General features: G+C 43.0%; 8 protein-coding genes. All 8 read left to right on the top strand.

Going from position 1 to position 16,985, the window contains the following annotated elements; genetic code table 11:
* Positions 1–127: 127 nt before the first annotated feature.
* The 8 genes from QUA56_RS14700 (at position 128) to QUA56_RS14665 (ending at position 16,931) form a co-directional block, all read left to right on the top strand.
* Positions 128–1,636: a 3-oxoacyl-[acyl-carrier-protein] synthase III C-terminal domain-containing protein gene (locus QUA56_RS14700; protein WP_333358749.1), complete on the top strand. Its 1,509-nt coding sequence runs from the start codon at positions 128–130 to the stop codon at positions 1,634–1,636.
* A gap of 58 nt (positions 1,637–1,694) precedes the next feature.
* Complete coding sequence (locus QUA56_RS14695) at positions 1,695–5,171, top strand: amino acid adenylation domain-containing protein (protein ID WP_333358747.1); 3,477 nt, start codon at positions 1,695–1,697, stop codon at positions 5,169–5,171.
* A gap of 99 nt (positions 5,172–5,270) precedes the next feature.
* Positions 5,271–9,980: an SDR family oxidoreductase gene (locus QUA56_RS14690; protein ID WP_333358745.1), complete on the top strand. Its 4,710-nt coding sequence runs from the start codon at positions 5,271–5,273 to the stop codon at positions 9,978–9,980.
* Positions 9,981–10,034: 54 nt separating this feature from the next.
* On the top strand, positions 10,035–10,910 hold the full coding sequence (locus QUA56_RS14685) for a 3-hydroxyacyl-CoA dehydrogenase NAD-binding domain-containing protein (protein WP_333358743.1): 876 nt from the start codon (positions 10,035–10,037) through the stop codon (positions 10,908–10,910).
* A gap of 19 nt (positions 10,911–10,929) precedes the next feature.
* On the top strand, positions 10,930–11,181 hold the full coding sequence (locus tag QUA56_RS14680) for a phosphopantetheine-binding protein (protein WP_333358742.1): 252 nt from the start codon (positions 10,930–10,932) through the stop codon (positions 11,179–11,181).
* 44 nt (positions 11,182–11,225) lie between these two features.
* Positions 11,226–12,410, top strand: coding sequence for an acyl-CoA dehydrogenase family protein (locus QUA56_RS14675; protein WP_333358740.1), 1,185 nt, complete (start codon positions 11,226–11,228; stop codon positions 12,408–12,410).
* Between the two features lie 4 nt (positions 12,411–12,414).
* Positions 12,415–13,485, top strand: coding sequence for an HAD-IIIC family phosphatase (locus QUA56_RS14670; RefSeq protein WP_333358738.1), 1,071 nt, complete (start codon positions 12,415–12,417; stop codon positions 13,483–13,485).
* Between the two features lie 56 nt (positions 13,486–13,541).
* Positions 13,542–16,931 carry an amino acid adenylation domain-containing protein gene (locus QUA56_RS14665; protein WP_333358736.1) on the top strand — a complete coding sequence of 1,130 codons (3,390 nt, stop codon included), beginning with the start codon at positions 13,542–13,544 and terminating at the stop codon, positions 16,929–16,931.
* Positions 16,932–16,985: the final 54 nt, after the last annotated feature.

The raw sequence follows: 16,985 nt of genomic DNA, 5'->3' as shown, positions 1-16,985 counted from the left end.
AGCCCAACTACGTGCCTAAGAGGGCTGAAGCCCAACTACGTGCCTAAGAGGGCTGAAGCCCAACTACGTGCCTAAGAGGGCTGAAGCCCAACTACGTGCCTAAGAATTACTCCTAGTTTTAATGGTTATGATGAATCTTTCAGTTGGTATTCGATCGCTTGCACTCTGTTTTCCCAGCCTCATTCGGACTAATGATTATTGGTTGGAAAAGTTCCCTCATTTGTTTGCGGTAACTTCGCCAAGAAGAACGAGGTTATCTCAGTCTAATGAATTCACTTCCGACGATGATGGGTTCGCTATTTGGTCGCAAGAAGTCGCACCATATTTATCAGACCCTTTTCGGGGTAATGTCGAGCGACGGGTGCTGGGTGCAGGCGAGTCGTCGCTGATGTTGGAATGTCGCGCTGCTAGGGAGGCGCTGGATGCAGCAAAACTTTCTACTGATGAAGTGGAATTGGCGATTGTTGCTTCTATTTTCCCCGAACAATTGGTTCCTGGCAATGCCTCTTATCTCGCAGGTGAATTGCAATTGCAATGTCCGGCGTGGAATCTGGAATCAACTTGTTCGAGTGCGTTAGTTGCGCTGCAAAATGCTCGTGCTTTGGTGCAAATTGGAGAGTATCGCAATGTTTTGGTGGTTGTTTCTCACATCGAGTCTAACTCTATAGATGATGAAGATACTTTATCGTGGTCTATGGGAGACGCTGCTGGAGCTTTTGTGGTGGATTCGCTCAAATCTAATCAGGGAGTTTTGGGCACTAAAATAATTAACACTGCTGCTACTTGTGGTGCGTATTTACATGAACTGATAACAGACGCGCAAGGTAAGCCTGGAATGCGTACTCGGACAGGTGAGAATGCCAGCAGTTTTGCCGAAACAAGTGTGGAGTTTGTTCGTACTTGCTGTGAGGGGGCTGTAGCGGCGGCTGGCGTGACTCTCGAACAAATTGACTTTTTTGCCTTCAATACTCCGACAGCTTGGTATACGAGGCTGTGTGCTAGGGCTTTGGGTATCGATTTGGAGCGGACGATCGATCTTTATCCTTGGTATGCGAATATCGGTTCTGTATTTGCGATCGCTAATTTATACCATGCCGCTCTTGCAGGTAAAATTCGCGAAAACGACTTAGTTCTTGTTTACACCAATGGCGCGGCTGCAACTGCGGCTGCAACGGTAATGCGCTGGGGTGATGTAGCGCTAGGAAAGCCTCCTGCTCCTCCAATTAATATTAATCGAGAAGAAGAAAAGAGTACAGTCAATCTTTTGGGTGTTAAAAAAGCTGTTCTATCCAAGGAAAAACTATTCGCCGCTGCACCAAGAGAACAGCAGCAAATATTGGAAACTTATCTAATAGAATGGCTAACCAATTCTTTACAATTGCCTTTCGATAGTCTAAGTCCGCAGCATTCTCTGGCTTTACTGCTTGATTCCTTAATGGCTTTTGAACTCAGAAGTCGAATCGAGGCGGATCTACAAGTGCGAGTGCCAATAGAAAGATTTTTTGGCGACACCAACATAACTCAATTAGCTGAACTCGTGCTTAATCAATTAGCTTTGGCGAACTTAACGGTATCAAAATCGGTTTTTATTACCGAATTCAAAGCAGAGGAAGAAAGGGAAATATTAAGTATTTGATTTGAACCTCGGAAAAAACGCTCGTCAATTGGTGCAATACTAACTTCAAGCTAAAAATATGAATCTACATTTACTTTTAAACACTTTATCTAACCAAGGCGTAAAACTTTCTAGCAATGGAAGTTCGCTAGAAATTGATGCGCCAAAAGGAGCAATTACTCCAGAGTTGCGTAACTCATTAATTGAACATAAAGCAGAACTTATCCTGTTATTGCGCCAGAACAGCATGAGTGCTAGTTCTACTTCTTTACCAATAATTAAGCCAGCACCAGACTTGCGCTACGAACCTTTTCCCTTGACTGATATGCAGCACGCATTTTGGGTGGGTCGTAGTGGGGTATTAGACTTAGGAAATGTTGCCAATCACGGCTACTACGAGATTGAATGTCACGCCTTAGACGTGGAAAAATTGAACGAGGCGTTGCCCAAATTAATCGATCGCCACGATATGCTGAGGGCAATAGTATTACCCGATGGCCAGCAACAAGTTCTCAAACAAGTTCCTGTATATCAAATGGAGATTTTGGATCTGAGGGGACAGGAGAAAGAAGTTGTAACCTCTGAGATTGAAGCAATTCGCGATCGCCTGTCCCATCAAGTTTTACCTGCTGACCAATGGCCTTTATTTGAGTTTAGAGCAACGCGGTTAAATGGGGATGTAGTTCGGCTGCATATCAGCTACGATTTGCAAGTATTTGATGCTTGGAGTTTGTTTCGTTTATTTGATGAGTGGTTTCAACTGTATCAAAATCCTGATGCGATATTGCCACCGTTAGAAATAACATTTCGGGATTATGTTTTAGCAGAACAAGCGTTGCAAGATACAGAATTATATAGGCGATCGCACGAATATTGGTTGAGTCGTCTGGATAGTCTATCTCTAGCACCGGATTTACCTCTCGCCAAAAATCCTAAAGAACTCAAAGAGCATCGCAACAGGCGCTACGAAAGCGGACTGGAACGAACTGATTGGCAACAGTTAAAGTTGCGATCGGCACAAGCGGGTGTAACTCCTTCTGGGCTATTACTGGCAGCTTTTGCTGAAATTATCGCGCTTTGGAGTAAAAGCCAAAAATTCACAATTAATCTGGCTTTATTTAATCGTCTACCGTTGCATTCTCAAGTCAATGATATTTTAGGAGACTTTACCTCTGTCACTCTTTTAGCCGTAGATAATTCCGCTCGTGAATCGTTTATCGATCGCGCCCTTCGCCTTCAGAAACAACTGTGGCAAGATTTAGAACATCGCTATTTTAGTGGAGTCAGCGTGACGCGAGAATTGGCTCGCAGAAGAGGCACAACTCCTAGCGCGATGCCGATTGTTTTTACTAGCACTCTCGGCTTTCGTTCCCTGGGGCAAGAAACTTTAACGTTCAGTCATTTTGGCGAATTAGTATATGGAATTAGTCAAGCATCTCAAGCTTGGATGGATATTCAAGTTTGGGAAGAAAAAGAAACATTGACATTTAATTGGGATGTAGTGGAAGAACTTTTCCCGGAAGGTGCGATCGCAGATATGTTTGAGTCATATTGCCGTTTTCTCAAGCAACTTGCTACTTCTGAATCGGCCTGGGTGGAAACGAATCGGCAACTCCTACCTCCGGCGCAATTAGCGCAAAGGAATGCGATTAATTCTACAGACGCAGCGATTCCAGACGATTTACTGCATAGTTTATTTGCCGCGCAAGTCCGGGAAAGAGGACGTGAAAAGGCAGTAATTTCATCCGCACGAACATTAACTTATCAGGAATTATTCGAGCGTTCAAATCAAGTCGGTCATCGACTGCGCCAATTAGGGGTTATTCCCAATCGGCTAGTCGCTATAGTAATGGAGAAAGGATGGGAACAAATTGTCGCAGTTATGGGTATTTTAGCTTCCGGTGCTGCTTACGTCCCCATCGATCCCGGATTACCTGAAGAACGCTTATCTTATCTGCTAGAAAATAGTGAAGTTCAGATCGTTCTAACTCAATCTCGGTTGAAAGAAAAGCTTACTTGGCGATCGGGAATTCAACTAATATGCGTAGATGAAGACTTAGCCGGAGAAAGCAAGCAAGCATTAAATCCAGTTCAAACACCCGACGATTTAGCTTTTGTTATCTATACTTCGGGGTCTACGGGATTGCCAAAAGGGGTGATGATTACTCATCGCAAGGTGGCGAATGTGGTAGTCCATACTAATATACGTTTTAGTGTTACTTCGCAAGACCGAATGTTAGCTTTGACCGCTCTCAATCACGATATGTCAGTTTATGATATCTTCGGTCTTTTGAGTGCTGGCGGCGCGATCGTTGTGCCGGATGCTACTGCTGTGAAAGATCCCCGTCATTGGGTAGATTTAATCGTAAGAGAACGAGTGACATTATGGAACTCAGTCCCGGCGATGATGGAGATGTTGGTAGATTACATGGAGGGTGAATCTGGAGGGCTACTAGAAAGTTTGCGATTGACAATGTTAGGGGGTGATTGGCTGCCGATTTCTTTGCCAGATCGCATAAAATCCCTAGCGCCCAATACCCAAATTCTCAGCGTAGGCGGGCCGACTGAAACTACAATTTGGAATATCTGCTATCTCATTGAAAAAGTCGATCCAAATTGCAAGAGTATTCCCTACGGTCAACCGATGGCGAACTCAAAATATTATATTTTGAACGACGCTTTAGAAGACTGTCCGATGTGGGTTCCGGGACAAATGTACTGTGCTGGAGTGCAGTTGGCAAAAGGCTACTGGCGCAATGAAGAAAAGACTGGCGACAGTTTTATTACTCATCCGCGCACGGGAGAACGTCTGTATCGGACAGGAGATTTAGGTTGTTATCATCCTGACGGCAACATTGAATTTTTAGGGCGAGTTGATTTCCAGATTAAGATTCGCGGAAACCGCATTGAAGTTGGAGAAATTGAGGCTGCTTTGACACAGCATCCAGCCGTCAAAGCAGCAGTAGTGAGTGCGATCGCTAAACAGCAAAGCAAAGAACATTTGCTCGCTTATGTCATTCCCAACTCAACAAAAATACCACCAACTGTTGAGGAGCTAAGGAACTTTATCAGTCATAAATTATCAGAGTATATGATACCATCCGCTTTCATATTTCTGGAACGTTTACCGCTGTCAGCTAATGGAAAAGTAGACCGTAACGCCTTGCCAACTTCAGGGATTTTTAGTCAAGAATTAGACAGTAAATTTGTAGCACCCCAGAACGATCTAGAACTGGCGATCGCTACAGTATGGCAAGCCGTCCTCGACTTAGAAAAAGTTGGAGTCAATAGTAACTTTTTTGAAATTGGTGGCAACTCATTATCGATCGCAAAAATCTACAATCAACTGAGAAATGTTTTACCCAATGAGGTAGAATGTATTTCATTGCTGGATTTGTTTAAGTATCCAACAATTCGTTCTCTGGCTCAACAATTAGATCGAGTTGAGAAAGCAGATTCGCCAGAGTTACAATTTACTGAATTGTCTCGACAAATAGCAGCCGGCAAAAATCGCCTCAAACAAAAGCTAAAAAAATCAAAACTGACAAAACCCTAGGCTCGATTAATAACTTAGCCCTCCTCATCTTTCTAAGAAAGGCTATATAACAACTCATTAACCAGCACTAAACCTACATCTTTATCAGGAATTAAGGGAATGAAATCGGAACAAACAGGCTTAGAAATAGCAATTATCGGCATCTCAGGACGCTTCCCAGGAAGCAAAAATATTGATATTTTTTGGAAAAATCTGATCGAGGGAGCAGAATTTGCTTCGGTTCTTTCCACAGAAAATGGGGAAGCCAAAGATTCAGATGTAGAGTCGAAGCGTTTGACTAAGAAAATAAAAGCGGCTGGTTTACTAGAAGATATTGAACTCTTCGATGCCTCTTTTTTCGGTTTAAATCCCAGAGAATCCGAAATTATGGACCCGCAACATCGCCTTTTTTTAGAGTGTGCTTGGGAGGCGCTTGAAGATGCTGGTTATGACTCTGAAAGAGAAGAAAGACCAATCGGAGTTTACGCGGGGGTCGGGAGAAGTACATACTTACTTTATAACCTTTTACCTAATAATCTGGATAAAACTCTCGGATATTTTCAGATATTACTTGCGTCTGATAAAGATTATGTACCCACCCGCGTCTCCTATAAATTAAATCTAAAAGGCCCCAGTCTTAGTGTCGGAACGGCCTGTTCAAGTTCATTAGTTGCAGTTCATTTAGCTTGTCAAAGTTTATTAAGTGGCGATTGTGACATGGCTTTGGCTGCCGGTGTTTCAGTTAAAGCGCCCCAAAATGAAGCAACTCTTTGCCCAGAAGAAATTTCTCCTGATGGGCGGTGCTTCGCCTTTGATGCTCGTGCAAATGGGACAATTGGTGGCAACGGTTTGGGTGTTGTTGTTCTCAAGCGACTCGAAGATGCGATCGCCGATCGCGACTACATTTACGCCGTTATTAAAGGTTCCGCTATCAATAATGATGGTGCCGTCAAAGTTAGCTACACAGCACCCAGCGAAGAAGCTCAAGCGAAAGTCATTCGCGCTGCTCAAATCATGGCGGAAGTCGAGCCAGAAACCATCACCTATATAGAAACTCACGGCACTGGAACCACCTTGGGAGACCCGATTGAAATTGCAGGGTTAAAACAAGCATTTCCGATCGATAAAAAAGCCTACTGTGCTATTGGCTCAGTCAAAACCAATATCGGGCATTTAGACGCAGCAGCCGGGATAGCAAGCTTAATTAAAACAGCTCTATCCCTCGATCGCAAATTGCTGCCACCGACGCTCAATTTCGAGACACCCAATCCTCAGATTGATTTTGAGAATAGCCCCTTTTACGTTAACACTACACTTTCTGAATGGAAAGCCAACGATACACCTCGTCGTGCTGGAGTCAGTTCCTTCGGTTTTGGCGGAACAAACGCTCACCTAATTTTGGAAGAAGCGCCACCTATTCAGGCTTCAACCACCTCCCGGCCTTGGCAATTACTAATGTTATCTGCCAAGACTAATTCAGCTTTAGAGACAGCAACAGTCAATTTGACTGAATATCTAAAGCAACATCCTGACCTTAACTTGGCTGATGTTGCTTACACTCTCCAAATTGGTCGTCGAGAGTTTGATTATCGACGGACTGTTGTTTGCAAAGATATTCAAGATGCGATCGCTGCACTCCAAGACCCTAAACGAGTGTTCACCAGCATTCAAGAAACAACTGCAAAACCAGTCGCTTTTATGTTCACCGGCCTGGGAACTCATTATGTCAATATGGCCTGGGAACTTTACCAAGTTGAGCCAACATTTCAAGAGACAATCGATCGCTGCTGCGAACTCCTCAAACCTCTGCTCGGTCTCGATTTAAGAGATATTCTCTATCCCAATCGGAACCAAACTGCAAACAGTTCCCAACAACCTAACTCGACCGCTCAATCAAGCTTTGATTTGCGTAGAATGCTGGGTCGCGGTCAGCAAGAAACCGCCGATGAAACCACTAAAAAACTAAATCAAACTTGTCTCACCCAACCCGCTGTTTTTGTCATTGAGTACGCCTTGGCTCAGTTATGGATTTCCTGGGGAATTCGTCCGGCGGCAATGATTGGCTACAGCATTGGTGAATATGTCGCGGCTTGTTTAGCCGAGGTATTGTCTTTAGAAGATGCTCTGACTCTGGTTGCCAAAAGAGCACAAATGATTCAGGATTTGCCCAACGGCGGAATGCTAGCTGTCCCCCTTTCAGAAGCAGAAGTGCGTCCCTTCCTGAGTGAAAAGTTGTCCTTATCAGCAATCAATGGATCGAAACTGTGTGTCATTGCTGGAACGATAGATGCGATCGATGAATTAGCATCTCAGCTAACAGAAAAAGGATTAGCCTGTCGGCCTTTACAGACATCCCATGCGTTTCATTCTTCCATGATGGAAGCGATCGCTTCTGACTTCACGGAATTAGTCAAAACCATCAATCTTCAGCAACCCAAAATTCCTTATATATCAAACGTCACCGGAACTTGGATTACCGCAGAACTTGCTACAGATCCTAATTATTGGACTCAGCATTTGTGTCAACCCGTGTTATTTGCTGATGGGATGGAAGAGTTGTGGAAAAAATACAAACCAATTCTCTTAGAAGTAGGGCCGGGACAGACCTTGTGCAGCTTGGCACAACAGTGTTTAGAAAATGTGGCGATCGCGGATAAAATCGCGTTACCGTCCCTACGCGATGCCTACAATCAACAACCCGATTTAGCATTTTTACTCAACACAATGGGGCAGTTGTGGCTGTCGGGGCTTCAAATTAATTGGTCTGGATTTTATGCCAATGAATCCCGCGATCGCATCCCCTTGCCGACTTATCCCTTTGAGCGTCAGCGTTACTGGATTGAACCTCCCAAACCAGGACAGGCTAATGCGATAGCGCGCGACGAAGTCGCGTTCGGACTAGATTATTCACAGAGAAAATCAGACCCCGCAGATTGGTTCTACATTCCTGTTTGGAAACAATCAATGCCACCGCTTTCTTTGCCGCAAACAGGAGAGAAAAAATCTTGCTGGTTATTGTTTGTTGATGAACGTGGAGTCGGTTCCCAAATCGCTCAACGTTTAGAAAACGATCGTCAAAAGGTCATCTGCGTCAAAGTAGGAAAACAATTTAGTCAGCTTAGCGAGGGTAAATATACTATTAATCCTCGTTCGCGAGATGACTATAACGCTCTACTCCAAGACCTCCGTGTTAAAGATCAACTCCCGAATACCATCATTCATTTATGGAGTATAAACCTCACCGAACAGACGCCATCAAGCGTTGAATTTTTTGAAGAAATCCAACATTCAAGTTTCTACAGTCTGCTGTTCTTCACTCAGGCTTTTAGCAAACTGCTGATTAACAATTCCCTTAAAATCTGGGTATTGTCCAACGGGATGCACCAAGTAGAAAGTACAGATTTGTGCGAGCCAGAAAAGGCAACTTTATTAGGATTATGCAAAGTGATTCCCCAGGAATACAGTAATATCAGTTGCCAAAGCATTGATGTAGCACTGCCTAAATCAGGAAGTGGCTTAGAGGAGAAATTGCTCGACCAGATTCTGTCAGAAATTACTACAGAATCGTCTGAGTTAGTCATTGCCTATCGTGGCAATTATAGATGGCTGCAAACCTTTGAGGCAGTCAGACTAAATCAAGCAGAATATCCAAAACGATTGCGCCAAAATGGAGTATATCTGATTACAGGTGGATTAGGCAGAATTGGATTAACACTTGCTAAATATTTGGCTCAAAGCGTGCAGGCAAAGCTGGTATTAATGGGACGTTCAGGATTACCCCCTCAGCAAGAGTGGGAGGAATGGCTAACGACTCATGACGATCGCGATTCGATCAGTTCTAGAATCAAAAGCGTGCAAAAATTAGAGGAGTTAGGTGCAGAGGTTTTGGTCATTGGTGCTGATGTTGCTGATGAACGTCAAATGCAAGCAGCACTTTGGCAAACTGAGGAACGATTTGGCCGGATTAATGGTGTGATTCATGCCGCAGCATTTCTGGGACAAGAAATACTCTGTACAATTGAGGAGACAGGTTATAGCGAATGTGAATTGCAGTTTCAACCTAAAGTTTATGGTCTCTACACATTAGAGAAAGTTTTGCAAGGCCGGGAGCTTGATTATTGTCTGTTAATATCTTCAATAGGAGCTATTTTAGGAGGAGTAGCCTTTGCTGCCTACACCGCAGCTAATATTTTCGTGGATGCCTTTGCTCACAAGCAGAATCAACTCGGTAATCATCACTGGTGTAGTGCCAATTGGTTTCATGCTGAAAACGCTAACTTGCTTCGGAACTCACTGCTTGGTACAACTCAAGAACAAAATGAGATAGAGGTGTTTCAGCAAGAAACTGTAGATGCTTTTCAACGGATTTTTTCTCATCCCTCAGTACCGCAAATTGCGATTTGGCGTAGTGATGTCAACGCTGAAATCGATAAGTGGATTAAGCGTAAACCTCAAAAAAGTAGTGCAGAAGAGCCAAGGAGTCAAGAGAAAACCCTCTACCCACGCTCAAATTTACGGACTCCCTATGTTGCACCTAGCAATGATACTGATTACAGAATAGCTGGCATTTATCAAGAGTTGCTGGGAATCGATCGCGTAGGCATAAATGACAGCTTTTTCGACTTAGGCGGTAACTCTTTGATCGGGGTTCAGTTAATTTCTCGGCTTCGCCAAGACTTCCAGATAGAACTATCTATTCCTTCCCTTTTTAAATCACCATCTGTAGCTGAATTAGCTTTAGTTATTGAAGAAATAATCATCGGGGAATTAGAACAGTTAACCGAAAATAATGAAGATCGCGATCTTGTAGCAATTAGTCCCAGCAGTTAATACTATTGTTCATTGTGCTAGAAACTCGAACCGCGAACAAATGACCAATGACTAATGACCAAAGGATTAAGTATGAACATTCAAACAGTCGGTGTAATCGGAGCAGGTGTTATGGGAGTTGGGGTAGCGCAAAATCTAGCCCAAACCGGACATCATGCGGTGCTTTTAGATATTTCGGATGATATTCTGGAACGAGCGAAACAGGAAATCAAAAATAATATCCGTTTTCAAGGTTTTTTCAACAAAAACGAGAAAGCCGATCGTCCAGATGACATTTTGGATAAAATTACTTTTTCCAGTAACTATCAGTTTCTAGAAAAAGCGGAATTCGTAGTTGAAAATGTTCCCGAAAAATGGGATCTCAAAAAGGAGGTATACAGTAAAATAGACGCAATTTGCCCGGAAGAAACTATTTTTGCCGCCAACACATCCGCCATTTCCATTACTCGCATCGCTTCCGCTACCAAGAGAGCCGATCGAGTGATTGGCATTCATTTCATGAACCCGGTACCGATGAAGCCGATGGTGGAAATGATTCGCGGATATCATACTTCTGAGCAGACGATCGAAACCGCCACAAATTTATTAGCGAAGATGGGAAAAGAATCTATCTTAGTTAATGATTCGCCTGGTTTTGTTTCTAATCGGGTGCTAATGTTAACCGTTAACGAAGCAATTTTTCTGTTGCAAGAGGGAGTAGCTTCAGCCGAACAGGTTGATAAAATTTTTAAATCCTGTTTCGGTCACAAAATGGGGCCATTAGAAACAGCAGATTTAATCGGATTAGATACAATTCTATTCTCGATCGAAGTCTTGTACGAAAGCTTCAATGACAGTAAATATCGCCCCTGTCCTTTACTCAAAAAAATGGTAGATGCTGGATTGCACGGGCGAAAAAGCGGAAAAGGTTTCTATACCTACAATCATTAGTCATTAGAAATTACAGAACATGAAAGCAGCTAAAGACAAAATCAAAAAATTCCTTTCTCAGTTTTTCGGCGATCGTGACTTGCAGGATGATGAAGACATCTTTGCTTTGGGATTCGTCAATTCCATGTTTGCCATGCAATTGGTGTTGTTTATAGAAAAAGAGTTTGAAGTGACGATCGAAAATGAAGACTTGGAATTTGCTAACTTCAGGAGTATCAACTCTATGGCGGCGTTACTAGAACGGAAAACTACCGTACTGGCGAGAGAGTAAAAAATGTGATTTAATGTTGAACTTTGGAGGAATTAAGTGATACAATGAAAATAGAATTAAGTTTTCAGCAAAAAGACAAGCAATCCTCTTTTAGAGCTTTCGTAGATGAAGAAATAGTTCCTCATGCCGATCGCATCGATCGCGAAGAAAGAACGCCGCCCGAAATCATCCAAAAGTTAGCTCAAAAAGGATATTTAGGAGCCATATTACCCGAAGACTGGGGCGGTATTGGCATGGATGCGATCGCCTACGGTCTCCTAAACGAAGAAATCGGACGGGGATGTTCTTCGCTCAGGTGTTTGCTAACAGTTCATTCTATGGTCGCTCATGCTATTCTCAAATGGGGAAGTAAATTTCAAAAAGAGCATTGGCTGACTAAATTAGCATCCGGCGATGCGATCGCAGCTTTCGCATTGAGCGAACCTAACGTAGGTAGCGACGCCAAAGCCGTAGAGACGACAGCAACACTTTCTGGCGACTCTTATATCTTAAACGGGCAAAAAAAATGGATTACTTACGGACAAATTGCCGATGTTTTCTTAGTTTTTGCCAAGTGGGAAGGTAAACCCTCTGCTTTTTTAGTGGAAAAAAACAGTCCGGGACTCTCCATTAAACCAATTTTTGGAATGTTAGGTGTCAGAGGTTCGATGTTAGCAGAACTGCACCTAAATAATTGTCGAATTTCCCAAGAAAATCTCGTATGCCGACAAGGTTTTGGTTTCTCCCACGTAGCATCTTCTGCACTTGATTTGGGACGATACAGTGTCGCCTGCGGTTGTGTAGGAATCGCTCAAGCTTGCTTAGAAGCCTGCATTGAATATACAAGTAAACGCAAGCAATTTGATGTTTATCTCAAAGAGCATCAACTAATTCGACAAATGATTACTGAGGCGATCGCGAATATCAAAGCCGCCAGATTACTATGTTATCAAGCAGGTTATCTCAAAGATATTGGCGACCCCAAATCAATTATGGAAACCTCGATCGCCAAATATTTTGCTTCTACGATCGCAACCAAAGTAGCCAACGATGCCGTCCAAATTCACGGGGGAAATGGTTGCAGCAGCGAATACCCAGTTCAACGGTATTTGCGGGATGCAAAAATCATGGAAATCATCGAAGGTAGTACCCAAATTCAAGAGATTACCATCGCTGAATACGGTTATCAAGAATATAAATTCTCACAAAATCGCAGTTCGATAGCTCAAGAATTAGTAGCAAGGACGTGAAAAAATGATTAGTTTAAATTCGGCGCCCACAGACAACAAACAAGAAAAAACACGCTCGATCAAATGTGTCGTTTGGGATTTGGATAACACCATCTGGAACGGCATATTGTTAGAAGGCGATCGAGTTTGCTTGCGACCCGATATACTCGACATTATCAAAACTTTGGATAGTCGAGGCATCTTACAATCCATCGCTAGCAAGAATGAATATAGTAGTGCGATCGAAAAACTTGAAGAACTAGGATTGCACGAGTATTTTATCTATCCTCAGATCCATTGGAATTCTAAGGTTTCTTCGATTAAAGAAATCGCTAAATTAATTAATATCGGGACGGATGCGATCGCTTTCGTTGACGACCAAATTTTTGAACTCGAAGAAGTAAATTTTTCACTCCCTGAAGTCCTTTGTATTAATGTCGATCGCCTAGAATATCTACTAGAAATGCCAGAAATGAATCCTCGTTTTATCACAGAGGATTCCCAAAAAAGAAGGCAGATGTATATCAGCGATATCCAGCGAAATCAAGCTGAATCAGAATTCATCGGTTCGCAAGAAGAATTCTTAGCTACCCTAAATATGCACTTGACGATTTCTGCCGCTAAAGAAGAAGATTTACAGCGAGCCGAAGAACTAACAGTACGCACCAATCAACTAAATACAACAGGTTACACATATTCTTATGACGAACTGAATATGTTTAGTCGATCGGATAACCACAAATTGCTGATCGCCAGTTTAAATGATAAGTATGGAAATTATGGGAAAATCGGCTTAGCTCTTGTGGAATGTTCCGACAATTTTTGGACTCTAAAACTCTTCCTGATGTCTTGTCGCGTCATGTCTAGAGGTGTCGGCACGGTTATGCTAAATTATCTGCTCGAACTCGCTAAAGACAATAACGTTCGATTGCGTGCAGAATTCCTTTCAAACAATCGAAATCGGATGATGTACATCGCTTATAAATTTTCTGGATTCAAAGAAATCGACAAGAATGGCGATCTGGTAATTCTCGAAAACGATCTAAAAACAATTCAACCTTACCCCAAGTATATGAACATCGAAATCATTAATTAGAAAAATCAACATTATTCATCTGCGGTCAAAAAACTATACCAGGAGATTATAAAAAAATGGACATAAACAAAGAACAAATACTAGCAAGACGCCATCAACTTTCCGCCAGCAAACAAGCAATTCTCGCCAAACGCTTGCGGGGTGAAATTCAGTCTGATTCCCCCAGAAACCTTATTCCCAGACGCGACAGTAGCGACCCTGCACCGCTATCCTTTCCTCAACAAAGGCTGTGGTTGCTCCAGCAAATCGATCGCACCAATCCTTCTTACAACGAACACGGAGCAATACAACTCAAAGGTTTGCTTAATGTACCAGCACTAGAGCGCAGCCTCAACGAGATCGTGCAACGCCACGAATCCCTGCGAACTACTTTCAAAATGATGGAAGGACAACCAGTCCAAATTATTTCCCCATCGCTAACTATAAAGTTACCAACAGTCAATTTATCAGACGACTTGCCTTTATCAGAACAAAAAAACCAAATCCAGCGAATTGCGATCGAACAAAGCCAATCCCTCTTTGACCTAGCTCAAGGGCCATTATTGCGTTGGAAGCTGTTACAAATCGGCCAACAAGATTACGTGCTGCTAGTCACCATGCACCACATTATTTGTGATGGCTGGTCTTATGGTGTAATAATGCGCGAATTGGCTGCACTTTACGAAGCATTTTCCAACAGCAAATCATCCCCTCTTAGCGAACTACCCATCCAGTATGCCGACTTTGCTTTATGGCAGCAACAGTCCCTAAAAGGAGAGGTGCTGGAAACGGTGCTGGAAAAACAGATTGCCTATTGGAAGCAGCAGTTAGGTAACGCTCCTCCCGTGCTGCAATTACCCGCAGATTATCCTCGACCAGCCGTACAGACCTTCCGAGGTGCGAGGAAAACCTTCTTTCTGACGGCGGAATTAACTAAAGCACTCAAGGCGCTAAGTCAGAACGAAGATGCGACTTTTTTCATGACATTGTTAGCCGCTTTTAAAATCTTGCTGTATCGCTACACGGGAATTGAAGATGTCGCTATTGGTTCCCCCATTGCTAACCGCAGCATGAGCGAAATAGAACAATTAATTGGCTGTTTTGTCAATACTTTAGTGCTGCGAACTGACTTATCTGGGAATCCTACTTTTCGGGAATTGTTAAGTCGAGTACGTCAAGTGTGCGTAGGAGCATACGCTCATTGCGATGTGCCATTTGAAAAGTTGGTCGAGACACTGCAACCGCAACGCTCTTTGAGTTACACGCCTTTATTTCAGGTGATGTTCACACTTCAAAATACTCCGACATCAGTGTTAGAGCTATCGGGGTTGACGGTGAGTAGTCTGGAGAGCAATAGCGGTACTGCGAAATTCGATTTGAGTTTGTATATCGAAGAAAGAGGAGAGGAATCGATCGGAACTATAGAATACAATACCGACATATTCGAGGCAGCTACGATCGCCAGAACGAGCGAGCATTTCCAGCAGTTACTCGCGGGAATTGTCGCCAATCCCGATCGCAGAGTGAATGAATTACCACTATTAACATCATCTGAAAAACAGCAGTTGTTAGATTGGAATTCCACTCAAACAGATTACCCCAAAGATGCTTGTATTCACCAGCTATTTGAAGCGCAAGTAGAAAAAACGCCAGATGCAGTTGCGATCGTATTTGAAGACCGACAGCTAACCTATCAAGAATTAAATCGACAAGCCGATCGCTTGGCGGATTATCTGAGAGAATTAGGAGTGCGATCGGAAGTTTTGGTAGGAATTTGTGTAGAGCGATCGATCGAAATGGTAGTCGGACTTTTAGGCATTCTCAAGGCTGGTGGAGCTTACGTACCGTTAGATCCCGCCTATCCCCAAGAGCGTCTGGCTTTCATATTATCTGATGCTCGAGTTTCAGTATTATTAACTCGCGAATCTTTAATTAAAAAACTACCAGCTTTGAGTGCAAACGTAACTCCAGTAGTTGTTTATTTCGATCGCGAATGGAACACGAGCTCTAATCCAAAATCCAAAATCCAAAATCCAAAATTGTCTGACCACCTCGCCTACGTCCTCTACACTTCAGGTTCTACCGGGACACCCAAAGGTGTACTCGGTCGCCATCGCAGCGCGGTCAATCGCTTGAATTGGAATCCTTATCCTTTTGAACAAGGAGAGATTTGCTGTCAGAAAACATCATTAAATTTTATAGATTCAGTTTGGGAAATTTTTGCCCCATTGCTGCACGGACTGCGAACTGTCATCATTTCTGATGAAATAGTAAAAGACCCTTATCGGTTGGTTCAAACTTTATCTCAGCAACAGGTGACGCGCCTTGTTTTAGTGCCATCATTGTTGCGCGTCTTATTAGAAACTTTTCCAGATTTACAAAGCAGACTTCCCAAACTCAAGTATTGGGTTAGCAGTGGAGAAACTTTATCCGTGGAACTATGTCAGCGCTTCCAAGAAAGGATGCCTCAAAGTATTTTAATTAACCTTTATGGCTCCTCCGAAGTATCCGCAGATGTGACTTGGTACGACACGAGCAAAAACCAATCTCTTTCTTCAATTCCGATCGGTCGTCCCATTTCCAATATGCAAGTATACGTGCTGGACGCGCACTTGCAACCCGTTCCCATCGGCGTTCCGGGCGAACTGTGTATTGGCGGCGATGGTTTAGCGCGAGGCTATCTCAATCGCCCAGAACTAACAGCCGAAAAGTTTATTCCCAATCCGTTTAGCAGTGAAAATGGCGCTTATCTTTATCGAAGTGGCGACATCGGTCGTTATCGATTTAATGGGGAAATCGAGTATTTTGGACGTAGCGATCGCCAAATCAAACTTCGCGGTTTTCGCATTGAATTAGGGGAGGTTGAAAATGTACTTGCCCAACATCCAGCAGTCAAACAAGCTGTGGTTCTTCTCAGAGAAGATGAAGTAGATAACAAGCGCTTAGTTGCTTATATTGTCTCAGATAATATTAGCCTAGAGCTACGCAGCTTTGTAGCAGAAAAGTTACCGGATTACATGGTTCCATCAGTTGTCGTACAGTTGGAGGCATTACCTTTAACACCTAACGGTAAAGTAGACTATCTCGCCCTACCAGTACCGGAAAATCGCCGGGATTTGAAACGGGATTACGCGATGCCTAAAACTGAAGCAGAGCGACTGATTGCTGAGGTTTGGCAAGAGATATTGCAATTGGAAAAAGTGGGGATTAATGATAATTTTTTTGAAATTGGCGGGCATTCTTTACTTTTGGTAAAGGTGCAAGCAAAATTGCATAAGGTGTTAGAGCGAAATATTTCGGCTATCGACTTATTTAAGTATCCTAGTATAAAGATGTTGGCGGAATATTTGAGTCGCAAACAGGATGGGGAGCAACCGATGTTTAGAGAAGTTAATAGCTATGTTAGGAAGCAGGAAGCAGCGGTTGCCCGACAAAAAGAACTGTTTAAAAAAGCTAGGAATCGGTAATATCAATGAACTTTTTTACCACATATAAACACATATGAACACAGATGTAGATGG

It is taken from the genome of Microcoleus sp. N3A4, assembly GCF_036701805.1.
In the GTDB taxonomy this organism is placed as follows: domain Bacteria; phylum Cyanobacteriota; class Cyanobacteriia; order Cyanobacteriales; family Microcoleaceae; genus Microcoleus.
The sequence above is the reverse complement of the archived record's forward strand: the minus strand, read 5'-3'. Positions and strand labels throughout refer to the sequence as shown.